This window comes from Methylomonas sp. TEB, assembly GCF_047777895.1.
GTDB lineage: Bacteria > Pseudomonadota > Gammaproteobacteria > Methylococcales > Methylomonadaceae > Methylomonas.
This window is the reverse complement of the sequence record NZ_CP180476.1, coordinates 701,501-717,376: the sequence shown is the minus strand read 5'-3', so window position 1 is coordinate 717,376 and position 15,876 is coordinate 701,501. Positions and strand designations below refer to the sequence as shown.

The 15,876-nt window shown below is 45.6% G+C and carries 15 protein-coding genes; 1 reads left to right on the top strand and 14 read right to left on the bottom strand.

The genetic code is table 11. The annotated features are described in order from the left end of the window. Positions 1-214: 214 nt before the first annotated feature. From ACMXD4_RS03255 to ACMXD4_RS03235, 5 genes are all read right to left on the bottom strand, one after another. The gene (locus ACMXD4_RS03255) at positions 215-2,047 is read right to left on the bottom strand and encodes a carbamoyltransferase (RefSeq protein WP_171697819.1); all 1,833 of its coding nucleotides are present in this window, start codon (positions 2,045-2,047) and stop codon (positions 215-217) included. Between the two features lie 17 nt (positions 2,048-2,064). After that, positions 2,065-2,178, bottom strand: coding sequence for a DUF5989 family protein (locus ACMXD4_RS03250; RefSeq protein WP_230410266.1), 114 nt, complete (start codon positions 2,176-2,178; stop codon positions 2,065-2,067). Positions 2,179-2,230: 52 nt separating this feature from the next. Then, positions 2,231-2,692, bottom strand: a complete 462-nt coding sequence (locus tag ACMXD4_RS03245; RefSeq protein WP_415879833.1) for a hypothetical protein — start codon at positions 2,690-2,692, stop codon at positions 2,231-2,233. A gap of 37 nt (positions 2,693-2,729) precedes the next feature. After that, a complete protein-coding gene (locus ACMXD4_RS03240; RefSeq protein WP_415879832.1) occupies positions 2,730-2,861 on the bottom strand; it encodes a hypothetical protein in 132 nt (43 codons plus the stop codon). Positions 2,862-3,153: 292 nt separating this feature from the next. Next, complete coding sequence (locus ACMXD4_RS03235) at positions 3,154-3,879, bottom strand: glycosyltransferase family 2 protein (protein WP_415879830.1); 726 nt, start codon at positions 3,877-3,879, stop codon at positions 3,154-3,156. A 31-nt stretch (positions 3,880-3,910) separates the two neighbouring features. Between ACMXD4_RS03235 and ACMXD4_RS03230 the strand changes: the two genes are divergently transcribed. Then, positions 3,911-4,126: a hypothetical protein gene (locus ACMXD4_RS03230; protein ID WP_415879829.1), complete on the top strand. Its 216-nt coding sequence runs from the start codon at positions 3,911-3,913 to the stop codon at positions 4,124-4,126. A gap of 64 nt (positions 4,127-4,190) precedes the next feature. Here ACMXD4_RS03230 and ACMXD4_RS03225 read toward each other — a convergent pair whose 3' ends face one another. The 9 genes from ACMXD4_RS03225 to ACMXD4_RS03185 form a co-directional block, all read right to left on the bottom strand. After that, on the bottom strand, positions 4,191-4,646 hold the full coding sequence (locus ACMXD4_RS03225; protein ID WP_415879828.1) for a hypothetical protein: 456 nt from the start codon (positions 4,644-4,646) through the stop codon (positions 4,191-4,193). A 41-nt stretch (positions 4,647-4,687) separates the two neighbouring features. Beyond that, positions 4,688-6,694: an acyltransferase family protein gene (locus tag ACMXD4_RS03220; protein WP_415879827.1), complete on the bottom strand. Its 2,007-nt coding sequence runs from the start codon at positions 6,692-6,694 to the stop codon at positions 4,688-4,690. A 266-nt stretch (positions 6,695-6,960) separates the two neighbouring features. Next, entirely contained in the window at positions 6,961-7,170 is a 210-nt protein-coding gene (locus tag ACMXD4_RS03215) for a transposase (RefSeq protein ID WP_415879826.1), read from the bottom strand. Further along, positions 7,163-7,396 (bottom strand): transposase, encoded by a 234-nt coding sequence (locus ACMXD4_RS03210; RefSeq protein ID WP_415879825.1) that lies wholly within the window; start codon positions 7,394-7,396, stop codon positions 7,163-7,165. Before ACMXD4_RS03210 ends, ACMXD4_RS03215 begins: the two co-directional genes overlap by 8 nt. A gap of 413 nt (positions 7,397-7,809) precedes the next feature. Next, complete coding sequence (locus ACMXD4_RS03205; protein WP_033155991.1) at positions 7,810-8,763, bottom strand: hypothetical protein; 954 nt, start codon at positions 8,761-8,763, stop codon at positions 7,810-7,812. Continuing rightward, complete coding sequence (locus tag ACMXD4_RS03200) at positions 8,760-10,925, bottom strand: glycosyltransferase (RefSeq protein ID WP_415879824.1); 2,166 nt, start codon at positions 10,923-10,925, stop codon at positions 8,760-8,762. Before ACMXD4_RS03200 ends, ACMXD4_RS03205 begins: the two co-directional genes overlap by 4 nt. Then, positions 10,925-12,988 carry a hypothetical protein gene (locus ACMXD4_RS03195; RefSeq protein WP_415879823.1) on the bottom strand — a complete coding sequence of 688 codons (2,064 nt, stop codon included), beginning with the start codon at positions 12,986-12,988 and terminating at the stop codon, positions 10,925-10,927. Before ACMXD4_RS03195 ends, ACMXD4_RS03200 begins: the two co-directional genes overlap by 1 nt. Next, positions 12,985-14,532, bottom strand: coding sequence for a hypothetical protein (locus ACMXD4_RS03190; RefSeq protein WP_415879822.1), 1,548 nt, complete (start codon positions 14,530-14,532; stop codon positions 12,985-12,987). The genes ACMXD4_RS03195 and ACMXD4_RS03190 overlap by 4 nt, the downstream gene beginning before the upstream one ends. Beyond that, positions 14,532-15,863, bottom strand: a complete 1,332-nt coding sequence (locus ACMXD4_RS03185) for an ABC transporter ATP-binding protein (protein WP_415879821.1) — start codon at positions 15,861-15,863, stop codon at positions 14,532-14,534. The genes ACMXD4_RS03190 and ACMXD4_RS03185 overlap by 1 nt, the downstream gene beginning before the upstream one ends. Positions 15,864-15,876: the final 13 nt, after the last annotated feature.

Genomic DNA, 15,876 nt, shown 5'->3' with positions numbered 1-15,876 from the left:
TGGCAACCTTAGCGAAAGTTTGATCTATGAAATTCCAATCACTTGACTTTGGAGTGCCGTCGTTATTTTTGGCGGCTGGCCAACTGGTGTGTATTGGGAAAATCTATTTCTCAAACAAGACAGGGAGGAAAGACTTGTTTTCATTGGCAGTTTTTAATTCAAAAATCAGTTGCTATTCAAGTAATGCGTTGGTTTTCTAATAATCAAGCCGTGGTTAATCCGGCTCAAGAGTGGTGCTGTAATTTGTTTTCAGACGGTTATCCTGTTTTTCTTTGTAGAGAATGTAGTTCTCAATGACCAGTAATTCGATCTCGGAGCCCATGAAACAACGAAACGCATCCTCCGGGCTGCAAACGATGGGTTCCCCTCGAATGTTGAAGCTGGTGTTAATGAGTACAGGGCATCCAGTGCGGGCTTTGAATGCGGAGAGGAGTTCATGAAACCTCGGATTGGTTTCGCGATCCACGGATTGGATTCTTGCTGAATAGTCTACATGGGTCACTGCGGGTATTTCGGAGCGCGGTATATTAAGTTTATCGATCCCGAACAGCGCCGACTCCTGTTCCGTTACTTCCGTTCGCTTGTCTTTGGCTACATTGGCGACGAAAAGCATATATGGGCTGTCGCAATCGAGTTCAAACCACTCAGCCATATCCTCACGCAATATAGCCGGCGCAAAAGGACGAAAGCTTTCGCGATACTTTACTTTTAGGTTTAATGTTTTCTGCATCGCCGGATTACGCGGATCGCCAAGGATGGAGCGAGCTCCCAGCGCTCGAGGGCCAAATTCCATGCACCCCTGAAACCATCCAACGGCTTTTCCCGCTACCAACGCATCTACGGTGGCCGTAATCAAATCGGCGTCGCTTAGCCTTTCGAAGCGCGCGCCTGCGCTGGAGAGCTGTTGTTCAATCTCACTATCATTGTAACTCGGCCCAAGGTACGTGCCGGACATTGCATCTTTTCCATTTGTCCGGCGCGGTTTGTCGCAATGCGTGTAATAAGCGGCCAAAGCGGCGCCAACCGCACCTCCGGCGTCACCCGCGGCCGGTTGAATCCAAATGTTTTCGAATTTACCATCGCGCAAGATTCTGCCGTTAGCCACACAATTAAGTGCGACGCCGCCGGCAAGGCAAAGATTTTTACGGCCGGTTTCATTGAATAGGGCTCGCGTCAAGCGAAGCACTATTTCTTCCGTAACCCATTGAATAGATGCGGCAATATCCATGTGCTTCTGGGTCAAAGGCTGCTCGGGCTTTCGCGGCGGATCACCAAAAAGCGCGTCGAACTTTTTGTTAGTCATCTTGAGGCCAGTGCAATAATCAAAATATTGCATATCCAGCCGAAAACTCCCATCGGCTTTTAGATCAAGGAGCTTACTCAGGATAACGTCGACATATTTTGTTTCGCCGTAGGGCGCCAGTCCCATTACCTTGTATTCGCCAGAGTTGACTTTAAAGCCAAGATAATAGGTAAATGCCGAATATAAAAGACCAATCGAATGAGGGAAATGAATTTCCTTCACTGCCTCCAAACGGTTGCCGCATCCGATTGCTACTGAAGTCGTTGTCCATTCGCCGACGCCATCCATAGTTAATACAACGGCTTCCTCGTATGGTGAGGCAAAAAAAGCGGAGGCCGCGTGACTTTGGTGATGTTCGGCGAATAGCAAACGACTTTCTATATTCGAATCCGCACCCAGGTTTTTCAACTCATCCCGCAGTAATAGCTTTTGAAACAGCTTTTCTTTGAGCCAAATCGGCATTGCCGTTAAAAATGATTGAAAACCACGTGGAGCAAAAGCAATATAGGTTTCAAGAAGTCGTTCGAATTTTAAAAAAGGCTTGTCGTAAAATACAACATACTCAATTTGATCCAGATTTTTACCAGCCGCGTTCAGGCAATATTCAATTGCATTTTTAGGAAAAGCTGCATCATGTTTTTTGCGGGTAAACCGCTCTTCTTGCGCCGCGGCGATTATCCGACCGTCTACAATCACACAGGCCGCGCTATCGTGATAAAACGCCGAGATACCTAATATATTCACGCTTTCTTCGGCAAACTTCAAAATATGGCGTAGATAAATGGCGCGATCGCGGAGCCTTGGCTTAAAACGACCAGACCGCCGACCAAGGCTAGTACGAATATGATCGGTAATAGCCAATATTTCTTTCGCATGGAGAGGAAGACCCAAAGTTCTCGTAAGATATTCAGCATTACTAATTCCACATTAGAATTGATTGTTCATATTTTGTTGTTTACCCGCAATAAGCGGGCGATTTTGCCAATATGTTGGCGCTTTGCGATCAAATCTCAGCTTGAGTAAATCTCTTTTGAGGAGGCGCATTAATAGCCCAACAGGCAGAATAGTCAATAAGAAAACGGCTCCCATTATGACGGGATTAATTAAATAAGATAAAACGAGACCCAGACGGTACCAAAGATTATTAAGAGGACGTAGTGGCGCCATCCAAAAATAAGCCAGGAACAGAAAAATGGCGGCAAGGGATAGCCCCGTCAGCCACCAATAATCATAAAAGTCACGGACTCGATGTAGCCTTAAAAAGGCTATCATTAAAAATACGACAGAAAAAGTTATTCCAAATCCGCGTTCAGTTGGTTTTTCTGCATTCTCTTCTTGGCGCGAGTTTTCAAGCATGTAGCCTGATCGTTTATAAGTGGATTTTCTCATAGATTTTAACTACTAGCGGCACTGGCCGATACGGCGTTTAAACATTGGTAAAAATGGCCGATAAACTGGCGAACAACGCTATCCCATTGCTCAACGCCTCACCCAAATACCGCGACTGATCAACACCCCAATCCCGCGGCATGACGACAACCGAAGCGATGATCGTCAAACTTTTTCCTGTTTATTATTTGATTCCCCCGATAGGCAATATAAAAAAGTACGCCAGAAACAAGAAAATTGAATACGACACTCAAATCATAGATGAACTAAAGAGCAGCCAATGCAAAACCGGATGAATTTTACTCGTTAGTTTGTTGCATTAGAGAGCCTCTGATTAATTCGTTAACATGAATTTCCGTACCAATTAAATCCAATGGCTTGCGCATTGATTTTTCTTGAAAAACTGAATTAATCAGAGGCTCTTTAGAATAATACAACCTGTTTCTTTACGGTATGTTTTGTTATCTATTCAGACTAGGATGATAAAACAATGCATCTCGCAATATGGATTTTAATAAAACAAGAGCGCTCTTATATTTTCCTAGCACCCCAGGATGGGCCCGACTTCCTTGCACGCCTATTCTAGGGGGCTCAGAAGAAGAAATTTCCGTTATCTTCAAACCGTACCTAGCACCACGGGTTAATAACATTATTTCCGAAAAATCACTCTTGAATTTATCTATTTCCAATGTGTATAGATGAGACTTTTTGAATGCTTTGTACATCACGAGCCCATCTGTGTATTTTGTTGAGAAAAGTATATTAATAAGACTGGTAAAAAATTTATTAGCAATTCCCGATATGAAATCATCATCTTCCGAAATTGCATCACCTTTGTATCTCGATGCTACAACTATATCATAACCGGCGTTTATCTTTTCAATTAGCCTTGGAATATCTTCTGGAATCGAGTTACCGTCCGGCGAAAACGGAATAATGACATCACCTTTAGCCAATTCAAACGCTTCCCAAAAAGCCGCTTTAACTCCTTTTGATTTTTGGTGAACCACATTATATCCTTTAGAAACAAGGTATTCTTTTGAGCCATCATCAGAACTACCATCAAGAATCAATATCTCGTCGCACCAACTTTTGTCTATCCGCGGCATTATAACTTTCAATGCATCTATTTCATTTTTTACAGGAATAAAAAGCGTTGTTATAAATTTTAATTTCGAATTATCCATTTTATTCTTCAAATAAACAGCCGCATTATAAATGCAGCTTGCTGTTCTTTTCTTAGCCTTTAATAAAAATCCAGCAACAACACGCCGTCAAATTATTTTTAAATCTATAACTCAATATAATATCGACTTACATCATAAAAGCCCAGCAATAACTAACCGGAATATTAATAGCCACTCTAGGGAACCTCTGATTAATGCAGTTTATCAAGAAAAATCGATGCGTAAGCCATTGATTAATATACAGTGAATTCAATGTTACGAATTAAATAGCCCTCCCTGAAAAAGCCAAAATTTTTCAGGGAGGACCGCCCTCACACGAACGATAAAAATTGCTCTGATGAAAATGTGCCCCTTAGCCGAAACAGCGACTGCCCAAAATGACGCCAAAAAATCCTCAACCGCCTGAGGATCAAACGGATGTTGTGGCCTGCACCGCACAGGATGGCACGCAACGCATCGCCCATTTCGCCTTTCAGGTAGTTGCGCCCCATTAGTCCGTCGTTCTGTAGGTGGCCGATGATCGGTTCGATGGCGTTGCGGCGTTTCAGGGCACCTTTGAGTCGTCGGGTATCCACGCCGCGTTTTTGCCGGGCTTTGTAAATCGTGACCACGGGTACCTCGACGCCCGGATAACCCAAGTCCACACCCGCTTCTTTGGCGCTGGCAGGCATAGCAATCAAGTAGCGGCAGAAATGAATAACGACGCTAGCAAGCAAGGCAAAACCGCTACGCGGAGCGCCTAAAACTAGCGGCTTAAATGAATTCATACTCAATTCATTACCATATGAGCGTTCTATTACAGTCAAACTCAAAACACATTCAAATTTTGGTATTTTGCACGAATGATCCCTCCAAGCTTTTTAAAGATTTTAGTTGACGCAGCTGGCGTTAAATGATTATTGTCAGCTGTAATCAAGCTATTTCCGATAATAAAGCTGCAAGTAGATAAATCATCGACGACATCACATAACTGTTCTTGAATATCGAAGTAGTCAACATTTTCTTCATTTGCAATTTTTTGAATTGCCCGGCGCAAATCGACAGTATTAGAAAGTAATCCGTCTCGCGCAATAGACTGAATCTCATACTCGGTGGACTTCTCATTTGCCTCTCGAGCAACTATATCAATTAGCTTCTCTTTAAATATAAATGGCTGCCCAACTACTAAAACTGGCTTACCAATTGCTTTCATGTATCTAATAGTTTCCCGGAAATTATTATAATCCGGGCCAAGCGACGCAAATATCGTCAAATCGATAGCGTTTTTTTCAATAAAGTCAAACATAAATTGGTTAGATTGAAGACAGTAATCCATTCCCCAATTAACACCAGGCCTACAATTTGACGGTGTTGCTTGAAGAAGATTAAATCGCTCTCTAGGCAAATTCTCATTCAACCCCATCCAACTATAACTTGCTACAGAATCTCCCATCAGCAATATATTGATCTTACCATTAATAGGCCGAATACATTCTGCTTGATCAAAGTTTTTAAAATTTATGAACGAGCAACCTGGCGCCCGAGGTTTCAAGGTACTTAACGAATCTTTTGTTCCTGATAATAAGTACGAGACATTTTTAGGGAAACGCCATCGCCAACCATCATGAGAGTAAACATACAATGCTGGAGCTCCAACAATTACTAAAGACAATGAAACAGCAGACCAGAATTTACGTCGCCCGGAGGAAGTGCTTTGAAAATCGATCCTTCTAAAAGGCGCTTCAATAAATTTGTATAGTAAAGCGGCGATAGCTATCGATAAAATCAATACAGCGACCTTATCAAGCAAGCTCCATGACTCCGGTTTTATATATTTATAAAATACAATCGTCGGCCAGTGAATAAGGTATACTGAATAACTGATTAGACCCAAGCCAGAAACTAACGGATGTCTCAAAAGCGCACCGAAAAGTCTAGATGTTTTTGCGCCATATATTATTAATGCGGCGCCAAAACACGGGAGTAGCGCAAAAGTGCAAGTATAAGCATGCTCATCTTTATGCTGCGTAACCGCATACATAATTGTTAAAAATCCAATAAATACAGCAGCCTCTTTTACCCAATCAGAACGATTTTGACTGTGTTCAACACCCAATAAAGCAGCTCCTAGTGAAAATTCAAATATACGAAATGGCATAAGAAAAAATGCCGAGGATTCAACGTTGGAAAACGATACGGACAAATATAATCCGAGTTTATTTTGAATTTCAAAAAGATTATTGACATAAGCGATATTTAACAAAACACTGAAAGCGGAAATCAAAAAAAATGCTTGAGTTAAATGCGCTCTTGGGACTCTGCGAAACAAAAATAAAACAATTATCGGCCAAATCAAGTAAAACTGTAGCTCGACGCTAAGAGACCAAGTATGCAACGCGGGCTTTAGATAAGCCACTTTGTCGAAATAGCCAGATTGACTCCAAAATAATATATTTGACAATCCGACCAAAGCATAAAAAATAGAACCGCCAAGATGTTCAAAATCGTCCGGTCTAAACGATATCTCCGCTATAAAAAATGATAAAAAAAGAGTAAACGCCAACGCCGGAAATATGCGTTTAGCTCGTCTAATCAAAAACAACCCATAGTCAATATTTTTTACACGGGACTGATACAACTCATCCAACAATAATCCGGTTATTAGGTAGCCACTTATTACAAAAAATATATCAACACCGACAAAACCGCCCTTAAAGCCAGCGATCTCAAGATGAAATAAAACAACTAATATGACTGCGATGGCACGGATACCATCAATTTCTTTGTAATAAGTGCTATTTTGCGCGCCCGCAGTGTGCAAAAGCGAACTATTCAAATTTAAGCCCTCGCAAAGTCAAAAAACCAACATTGCCGCAATTAGAAATAATTTCTAACTTTAAATACCGAACCAATGTTGGCGTTTTAATTTTTTAACGCTCCACACTTCTGCATTTTCGTTATGGAACCTCTGAATAATAGCTGTTTTGAAATACATCAGTTTCAATAGCCGGTCAAAACTCAAAAACTGACTGATGATTGATCTAAAACAGTCCGATTTGTGCTCGCAATGCGCCTTATTTGGCAATTGCAGACGCAATCAGGCTACGACGTTAGTAGGCATCCCCGCGCAGGACATTGGCAATCCTGCCAGAAAGGCCAAACGGGCCTGATACCCGCATCGCCGTGGACGAACTGTTCCTCGCCGTGCAACAACGAGGCTGCTTCCGCGATGTCGCTGACGTTGCCCGAGGTGACTTTGAAGGTATGCACCAAGCCGGTTTCGCTATCGACAACAATGTGGAATTTAACCATTGAATGCCTTTCTTGCAGGCATGCATCTCGGGATCGTGCGCTTTGTCCTGATTTCTAGTCGAGGTCGGTGCCGGAACTGCAAAATCGTGCCTTCATTCGGCACGGCTTCCAGACGGATACCGCAAAAACGCCGCAGCGATTCAATCTCATACAGCGCCTCTTCCACTTGTTCCCCATGGGTATGCCGGATCGGAGTAGTTATAGAGAATCTGTACGACGTGAACATGCAACATGGCACCCAACGGAAACGGTTTGCGCCCACGTCCTTTGCCTGAAGCGTAATGCGGTTCGATCTTCGCTAGCATGACGGCCCACGGCAATAAAGCTTCGAGCTAACCGAGAAACTTCTCGTGCCGGGTGACTTTGCCTCTGTTAGCGTATTCGGCATCGGCAAAACTGAGTTATCGTTAAGGGTCCATGCGCGTCGTCGCGAAAACCAGGTGAATGCCAAATTATATCCCTGGTGTGCAATTAATCAGAGGTTCCTTAACAGAATAAATAGCGCCACGAGACTTTAGTTATTTCAGAATTCCCTTGAAACTTCTGCCGGCAAGAAAAATATCACTTTTTAGGAAGCTGATGCGCCATCTTATAATCCATCAATATTTATCTTTTGTATAAATAGTTCATGCCTATTAATCAGGTGTCCAAACGCTCCAATAAACTCCAATACTCTATCAAATCATGTGGAAACCGATGCTTCGCGAGAAAAGATTGCCGCATGCCTTCATATTGCGTCAAACAATCTTGATAGGCCTGGGGCCAATTATTCACCACCCGCCTTAATTCATCTTCCCAGCCAGTTTCATGCAATTGAATACAGCATTCAGCAATGCAGGATCGGTCTTGCGTTCCAATCGAAACCGTTGCTCGGCCGCAACGCAACGCGGCAATGATACGCATCAGTGAAAGCCAACGCCAATTGGGTCGCTGGGGAATATTCAACACGATGCGCGCGGATTCATTAAGTCGGTCACGCCCCTTTCTCGGTAAAAAGTTCGAGGTTTGCGCTAACACAAAACGTTCGGCAATCGCCCTTAGCGTTTGATCCCGAAACGCAGTAAGTGCGCCGGAAAAAACGACTTCATGCGTCGGGTTTTGACCCGTCAAATCAACACGCACTAATTCGGGAAACGGAAGCGTTCTGACTGTAAGGCCGGGAAACATTCTCTCAGACCCTACTAACTCAGGCAGGTCCCCCAACACAAAAATAGCCCGAAAATAAGGTACGCAATCCATGAGATTCTTGATTCTCGCCACCTGAGTTGCAGGATGCATGTAGTCATTATTGCTCCATAATCGGTCGCCATGGATGAACAATTCGTTTCCAACCAGATCAAGGTGCTCGGTCATAATAACCGCCACTCGCTTGCCAGTGCGTTCGCAATAATCAATGAGTGTCCTGCTGGTCATTTCCGAAAAATTCTCGATGACTACATTTAGCGCACTATCCTTTGGGGTGCGCCCCATAGTCACGGAATAACCATGTTGCTGCATTATCAGAAAAAAGAACTCGATCTGATCAGTTACGCCTTGTAAAGGATGGTTATATAACCAAAGGTGAATCGACCGACTCTTGGAATGCCCGGTCATGACAAACTGCGCTCTACAGCCATTCTTACATCCTCAAGCGAGTCGCCGGTATAGAGCTGGCTATAGCCGTTTGTGTTTACACGATTCATATCAAATGCCCCTTCGGCTTGCATGATTGCAAAAAAAGAATTTCCAACACGGATCAAATTGAAGCCGCAAACCCCTTCTTCAACCAACTCAATGCTTTCTTGCGATACAGTCGATAACTCTTCAACTTTACGCAGAATGTCCTTAAGACTTGTTCCTTTAATGCAAACTTCGTAATCTCCAGCATCTGCGCGCTGCTTGTTGAATTCTCCTCCATTCTTGGAGATGGCATAAAACTGATGATTGCAACGTATAATATTCAGCCCATTCATATCTTGTGCAACAAGTTCAATATTGGCTTCCGGCTGGGCTATTTTTTGCTCCGCAACTATTTCGCCAAAGAATTGCCTCCATGCTCGATATAAACGCCTTAACAACTTAAGAAATTTGGATGAGAGCGCGTAAACAAGGGGAAAAGGCATTAATTTGTTGGCTACGACTTCAATAAACCGTTTTGTATTGCGGCGCTCGGCCTCCGTGATTGGGACTCTGAGATAACATCCGCCTAACCCTTTTATTTCCGTTGAAAACGCGAGAGGGATGGGCAATGACTGCTCGACATACTCAGTGATTGGAGACCAGTCATGCAACCCCACCGCTTGATCGCCAGGAGAGGCAATAAAACACCCCCCCATTTCGGTGACGCATCCTTGACCGGTATGCAATCTGGCTACCGGTTGCGGCGGACTCGTGAAAACCCTACCCCAATCGCCGCCGTCAATTAAAAGATGATGCTTCGCTGGCGATAAATCTGTTGCCCCATTCGACACAAGATTATCTTTAAGAAAATCCTGATATAAACGATATACGTCAGACCAAAAGGCTTCGCTGAATAGGCGCCCTGAAAACTCCATACGAGCTTTTCTGCACACGTTGGCAGACAATTCTGCGTATTTTTTTGGATTTTGGAACAGTTCTGTTATGCGCCTTAAGAGTTGTTCAACAAGGGCGTCTTCCAACTCTGGATTTCGAGCATATTGATCAATCATTACTCCGCATTCAGGATCCTGTCGCCAATTATTGTCAAATACCCCAGATAAAACTATTCCATCCTTCCCATCCACGACATAGCGGCTGGTCCCAATGGTATCGGAGACAACCGGCACGGCGCCCGCCCCCATAGCCTGCATGATCGAAACCGAATGCAAGGAAGCGCTCGGAAGCAGCAGAAAATGCGCGGCGCACATTAGCTTCTCCAGTTCATGCGCTGTCAGATAATCCTCAATCCATATAATGCTATGACCTTCGTGACAGCCCAACCAATCTAAATCAACACCATATTGTCGCAACATCGCATCCGAGGGGCGTCCGCAACGCATAAACAATCGTTTATTCTCCGGATCGCGACAAAAGGCTTGCCAAAAACGCAAGACAATATGCCCGCCGCGCAAGAAAAAATTTGCGGGATTCTGATTGGCCGAATTGACAAACAGGAATCTGGTTGACGATAGAGGGCCTTTGGATAATTGTTTATTTTCTTCCGCCCCCTCCATTAAACCAATGCGCGACAAATGAAGCTTGGCATCGATGATAGGCGACGCAAAAAAACGGCTCAAATCCGTGATCGTCTCAGGTAAATGGGAAAAAACTCCAAGACACAGCGGATTTTCAAATATTCGCTTGTAATGTGCTCGTACCTGTTCTTGCGATTCCATGCTACCGGTTCCTTGATGCGCGAATGGAAAAAAAACCGGCGCGAACGATTCGCAGTGAAATACAAAAGGGCGACACAGACTCGGAAACGGTGCAGTGTGATGAACTTCAATCTCACCGGGCAATAAACGGGTTAATGCCTGATTGGCAGACCAATAATGTGCAAAGTAATCCTTCTCGATAGGCGATAAGGAAACGTTTTCCAACTTGACGGCCTCTTTCGCAACTTCGGCGAGTAAGGATTCTCTGAACGCCTCGTCGCCGCGCAAAGATTGCGATAACTCGATGTTATCCCATGCCGCGATATTCAACCAGTCGGGCTTCTCTTCGAACAACGCCCGGTAGAGGGGATGAAAGCCATTCAGCGGAATATAGTGTGTCAGGCTCCAGGGAATTGCGACATTCAGTATCTGTTCGCTCATCAAGGTTTTCTCCGAAACAGACGCGATAGGAAACTCGCATTACGAATGTTGAGCTTATTATTCAAGTCCATAATTCGTTCTTCTTGTTTGTGTAGTTCACCTTGCAAGTCTGCGTGCTGTTGAATAATGCTAGTTAACGTATTCTGCAAACTTTTGACCACGGAGCCCTCAATTTGCAGGCTCAATCCCTGTAGAGAACCTTCGATTTTTTCTCCGTATAAACGGGACATATCATAAACATGCTGTTGAATGATGCTAGTTAGCGTATGTTGCAAACCTTTGACCACGGAGTCTTCAATCTGCAGACTCAAAGCCTGTAGAGAACCTTCGATTTTTTCCCCGTATAAACGGGCCATATCATAAACATTCTGTAACTGTAACTGTTCCGATTGCGTTTGGATCGAACGCGCACAGTCGTCGAGCTGAGCTTGCAAACCGGCGATATTTCCGTTGAGATTATTCGTCAGGCGAACGGCCGTCGAGATACCATCTATATCATCCATCAGAGTGTCGACATCCCTTGCCATTAGAATAGCGTCCGGCGTGTAAAGGGTCAGCAAGGTCTGTAAATTTTGCGCCAAATCGATCATGCCAACGGACTGACGCAAAGCGAAATAACGTCCCTTCCAGGCAACCAAATTGAAGCCTTTATACGTGTCAAAGAGACAAGGCTCTTCGGATTCCATCCAATAGGCCGGGGAAACGTTGTTCGTAGTGTTGGAATGCAACTCGAATCCCGTTTGGTTAAGCTGCGCCAATTGCCGGTCATAAGCCTTACGGCCAATCAATAATACGGACTTTAATTCGGCAAGCGTCGCTGCCGAAGGCAAGCGCGCAAGTTGCTGGGCCGTGCATTCGTCCAGAGCGATGACACCCGCCGAAAGAGGGGCGGCATAAAAACGGTGGGCATAGCGGACAAGATTGCAGCCCATGAAGTCTTGTTCTACGGTCAAAGGCATCTCGTTGAAGTCTTTGGCCGAATACCGCAACGGACGCGACTGAAATTCAGCCACCCGGCTAGGAATCAACGAATCACCCCTTACCGTGTAGCCGAAGCCGGAAAGAACATCAGCGCATCGATCAGCCAATTCGTCGATCAGATTTGAAGGCAATTGCGAAAGATAGCCACCTATACGACCTTCACGAAAGGTCGCCGAATTCTGATTGAAGACCTGAGCAGCAATGTCTTTGGTAATACCGTCCGCCTGAAGTTTTAACTGTATGGCCCAAATCGATTTAAGTTGAGCGCGTGCCGAACCGCCGCCGGCTCCCCCCACCAGTTCCTCGAAAGCGACCGGGATGACATTCGGAAAATTCAGCCATGGCAAAAAACCTCCCACACGTTGCCGTAAGGAACCCAACAACCATTCGTCGTCTACCAATTGGCGCACCCGATGTTCAAAATCCTCACCGGAAAAATAGCCTGCGAAAACCGTTTTACCTTCGCGATGGTAGTAATGCGCCTCAGAGACCAGAATATCCAACGGGTGCCGGTAAACAAAGAGCACAGGGGATTGAGTAACCGGATGGTGCCGATTGCCAAATGGCGCTCGGCGCACCGAGTCGATAAAGAAATCGCGAGCAACCGTATGTGAGTTACTATATTCGATACAATACCAAGTGCCTGGCTTGGGAAAATCAGGTATTTGAATACCAGCAGCATATCCCAACGCTCGAGCAAACTCGTAGGCCAAATGCGTTCCGGCCTTGGGGATAGAAACTATAAACAAGGGTTTGCGACTCATGTGCCAATCACTTTTCGGCGCAAAAATCCGTACCTGTTGCAGATCCAAACATGCCAACAACAGATCCCCAAGTTGCTCGCCGCGAGTTTCCGTAAACAACAACACGCGAGCTTGTTTTAGAACTTCCATTGGCGGAATATCCGCGTACGCAATAACCGATACGCCTTCGTTAGCAGCATCCCGCACGATGGTATCCGCAAGCTCGCCGTGGCCCACAAGATAAACAGGCCCGTTTAATGGCGGATTGTCGCGCAAGGCTTCTGCAAAGGCTCGCGCAGTCGGCTCGAGAAATCTAAGTTCGCTGCTGTTTCCTTTCATTTATTCACCATCAAAATGAGTTCGGAAAAAGAGTCTGCAATTCCCGTAAAAGCGATGCCGGAGAGGTTCGGCAGGCTAAAATCGACAGGCCCCAACGCCTGTGGAACCGCATAATACTTGCCTTGAAAAAGTACGATATTTGTCGTTCCCACGCTATCCAGCAACAGAGGCTCAGAATATTTCTCCTTCTTACCGGCGTAGGAGCACTGGCCAGCATTGACCGCAGCGGTCATAGCGGATACAAACGAGGCCAGCTCCGCATCATTATCGTAAAGTCTTGATACGACTGGCGTTATCGAATCTATCATCGCCGAATCTAAATCGTCATTATGCACCGCGTCGATCCAGATTGAGGCTGCTTCATTGAAAATGCCGCACGCCTCCTCCGCCACATCCGACACTTCCATGACCAAGCTTTCGTCGCGGCACGAGGACCGCTCGATGGACGTATGGGTTCGCCAAGGATATTGGCGAAAACCAAAACGAGAAAAATCAATATTGGACTTGTTGAAAGCAAATCCAAACAAATCTTCGTCACCGTAATCACGAAATACCTCGCCCCGTCGAATATAGTCGTCAAGCGTTTGCTGAAATGGCGTATAAGCGCTTTCGTCTAAAGGCGACATGGGGCCGTAACCGTAGCGAACCGCATACGTTTCGATCCCGTGGTCGCGCAAAATATCGAGATGGGTATTGGTTATCCAGTCCTTCCAACCCTCAACGATGCCATGCCCCCGACGTAGATTGTGCTTGTGGGCGCCGGTTAGATTCACGTGGTCGAGTTTTGCCCATAAGGCTTGCGCCTGAGGTACGCTTGTGCCGCAACCCAATTCATCCGCAATACCGAGAATGGTCTTGACCGGACTATCAATCAAGTCTTCCCAGCGCATCAAATAGTAGTGGTGATCTTGCTGAGTGAATTCTTCAAGGTAAGCCTTAAAAGGCGGCAGTAGCGCTTCGAAAAAGTTAAGATCGCTAAGCTTGTAAAGAGCAAGGCGTTGTCTTAGAAAGTCGTTATCCTCCTGACAGGGAACAAAACGTTGGATATATTCACTGGCCAGCGCATTGATCGAAAAACAGGCAGATGTTAGCGTTCCCGCGGGATGACGCATTGATGCAAAACGCAAGCCCTTCGGGACATCAAGCGCGCTCAACCAAGCCGCCGGCCCAACATGCGAATGGACAACCTCGTAATAATTGAGAATCTCTCGGGGATGAGAAGTAATTAATGTGAAATCCCCGCCACCACGCAGGCCGATATATTTTCGAAATCGAGCATCGCGAAACTCGGAACCGGCCAACCATTTAGGTCCTCCGGCCAATTGTCGAAAGTTGTAATTGTAAATGAGATCGTGCGACAGACCGCGGCGCATGAACACATCTTCTATTCGCCGGGAAATCTGGAATCCGGCAGTGTCGCACAGCGCTTTGATGCTAAGCGTACGTCTATCCCGTGCCGGACCGACAAGTTCAGCAATCACGCTGATAAGTAAAGAGAAACCGCTACGGGGATAACCTACCACCAACGGTCGTGGAGCTATCATTAAACTACCTGCTCATCCGGAATCTCTACAGCCACTAATTCAGGTACGACCTGAAGGTCAACAAAACCGACCGACTGCGGTGTATCCGAAAATTTCAATCGTGCCACCGAGCGTCGCACATCGACAAAACTATCTTGCCCATCGACAAATTCGTTACAACCGAGATTGAGAAAATATTCGCCCCCGGTAAGATGCGCTTGCCAATGGAATCTTAACACCACATAGCCGTCAGCTTCGATTTGAGCGGGAGGATGTCCCATCATTGCCAGGTTAGTGCCAAAAACATAAGTGCCTTCTAGCGAGACGATGGCAAAACCAACCGAGAGTTGCACGAACTCGTTGCCGACTAATTTGACAATCAACTCGCAATTGGCATGCGAGGCAATCTCGGGAGGATTCAATTCACCATCGACCACCAGATCGAAATCGACAATCCGGGCCTTACCCGAGCCCATTCGGGTTTCGTGGCGGTTATAGGTAGGTTTTAAAGGGATTTTATCGGTTTTGTCCGCCCTTTCCTTTTTGGGCATCTCCGACATTCCCTTGACCATTTCCTTCTTTCGTTTACCGTTGTTCATCGATATGTTTTGAGCCTCTCCGAACAACAACTTTTGGTAGTGATTGACAGCACCAGCGATCGGGCCGATGTGTACCAACTCTCCCCGATCCAAAACGACGCCACGGTTGCAAATCCTTAACAGGGTGTCCGTACTGTGCGAGACAACCAAAATAGTCTTGCCTTGCTCCATGAAGTTTCGGATGCGTTGGAAACAACGGTGTTGGAATTTGGAATCACCAACGCTCAGCGCCTCGTCGACGACAAGGATTTCGGGGTCTATATGAATCGCGGCCGCAAATGCAACCCGGACAAACATTCCAGAAGAATAAAGCTTAACCGGCTGATCAAAGAATTCGCCGATGTCGGCAAATGCTTCGATATCGTCGATACGCTCTTGCATTTCCTGTTTCGAAAAACCTTGAATGGCACCATTTAAAATGACATTTTCACGCCCGGTGAATTCGGGATTGAAACCAGCTCCCAACTCCAGTAATGCGGAAATTCTGCCGCTCGACTTAACCTCTCCTCCGGTAGCCTGCATCACTGCGCAGATGATTTGCAATAACGTCGACTTGCCTGAACCGTTACGCCCCAAAATACCGAAGATTTCCCCGCGATGCACATCGAAACTAATATTCCTCAGCGCCCAAAACTCTTTGTGGTACTGCTTACGGAATGGATGAATAGCCTCAATTAACCGTTGCTTCGGAGAAGAAAACAATCTGAATTTCTTACTAACGTTGCAAACTGATATTGCGGGCAACGACTCCATTAAGCCCCCTTCA

Excerpts from the sequence above, each read along its gene's own strand:
- ACMXD4_RS03250 (WP_230410266.1), bottom strand. The coding sequence starts at position 2,178 with ATGCGAAAGAAATATTGGCTATTACCGATCATATTCGTACTAGCCTTG.
- ACMXD4_RS03245 (WP_415879833.1), bottom strand. The coding sequence starts at position 2,692 with ATGAGAAAATCCACTTATAAACGATCAGGCTACATGCTTGAAAACTCG.
- ACMXD4_RS03235 (WP_415879830.1), bottom strand. The coding sequence starts at position 3,879 with ATGGATAATTCGAAATTAAAATTTATAACAACGCTTTTTATTCCTGTA.
- ACMXD4_RS03230 (WP_415879829.1), top strand. The coding sequence starts at position 3,911 with ATGCAGCTTGCTGTTCTTTTCTTAGCCTTTAATAAAAATCCAGCAACA.
- ACMXD4_RS03225 (WP_415879828.1), bottom strand. The coding sequence starts at position 4,646 with ATGAATTCATTTAAGCCGCTAGTTTTAGGCGCTCCGCGTAGCGGTTTT.
- ACMXD4_RS03215 (WP_415879826.1), bottom strand. The coding sequence starts at position 7,170 with ATGGTTAAATTCCACATTGTTGTCGATAGCGAAACCGGCTTGGTGCAT.
- ACMXD4_RS03210 (WP_415879825.1), bottom strand. The coding sequence starts at position 7,396 with ATGTTCACGTCGTACAGATTCTCTATAACTACTCCGATCCGGCATACC.
- ACMXD4_RS03205 (WP_033155991.1), bottom strand. The coding sequence starts at position 8,763 with ATGACCGGGCATTCCAAGAGTCGGTCGATTCACCTTTGGTTATATAAC.
- ACMXD4_RS03200 (WP_415879824.1), bottom strand. The coding sequence starts at position 10,925 with ATGAGCGAACAGATACTGAATGTCGCAATTCCCTGGAGCCTGACACAC.
- ACMXD4_RS03195 (WP_415879823.1), bottom strand. The coding sequence starts at position 12,988 with ATGAAAGGAAACAGCAGCGAACTTAGATTTCTCGAGCCGACTGCGCGA.
- ACMXD4_RS03190 (WP_415879822.1), bottom strand. The coding sequence starts at position 14,532 with ATGATAGCTCCACGACCGTTGGTGGTAGGTTATCCCCGTAGCGGTTTC.
- ACMXD4_RS03185 (WP_415879821.1), bottom strand. The coding sequence starts at position 15,863 with ATGGAGTCGTTGCCCGCAATATCAGTTTGCAACGTTAGTAAGAAATTC.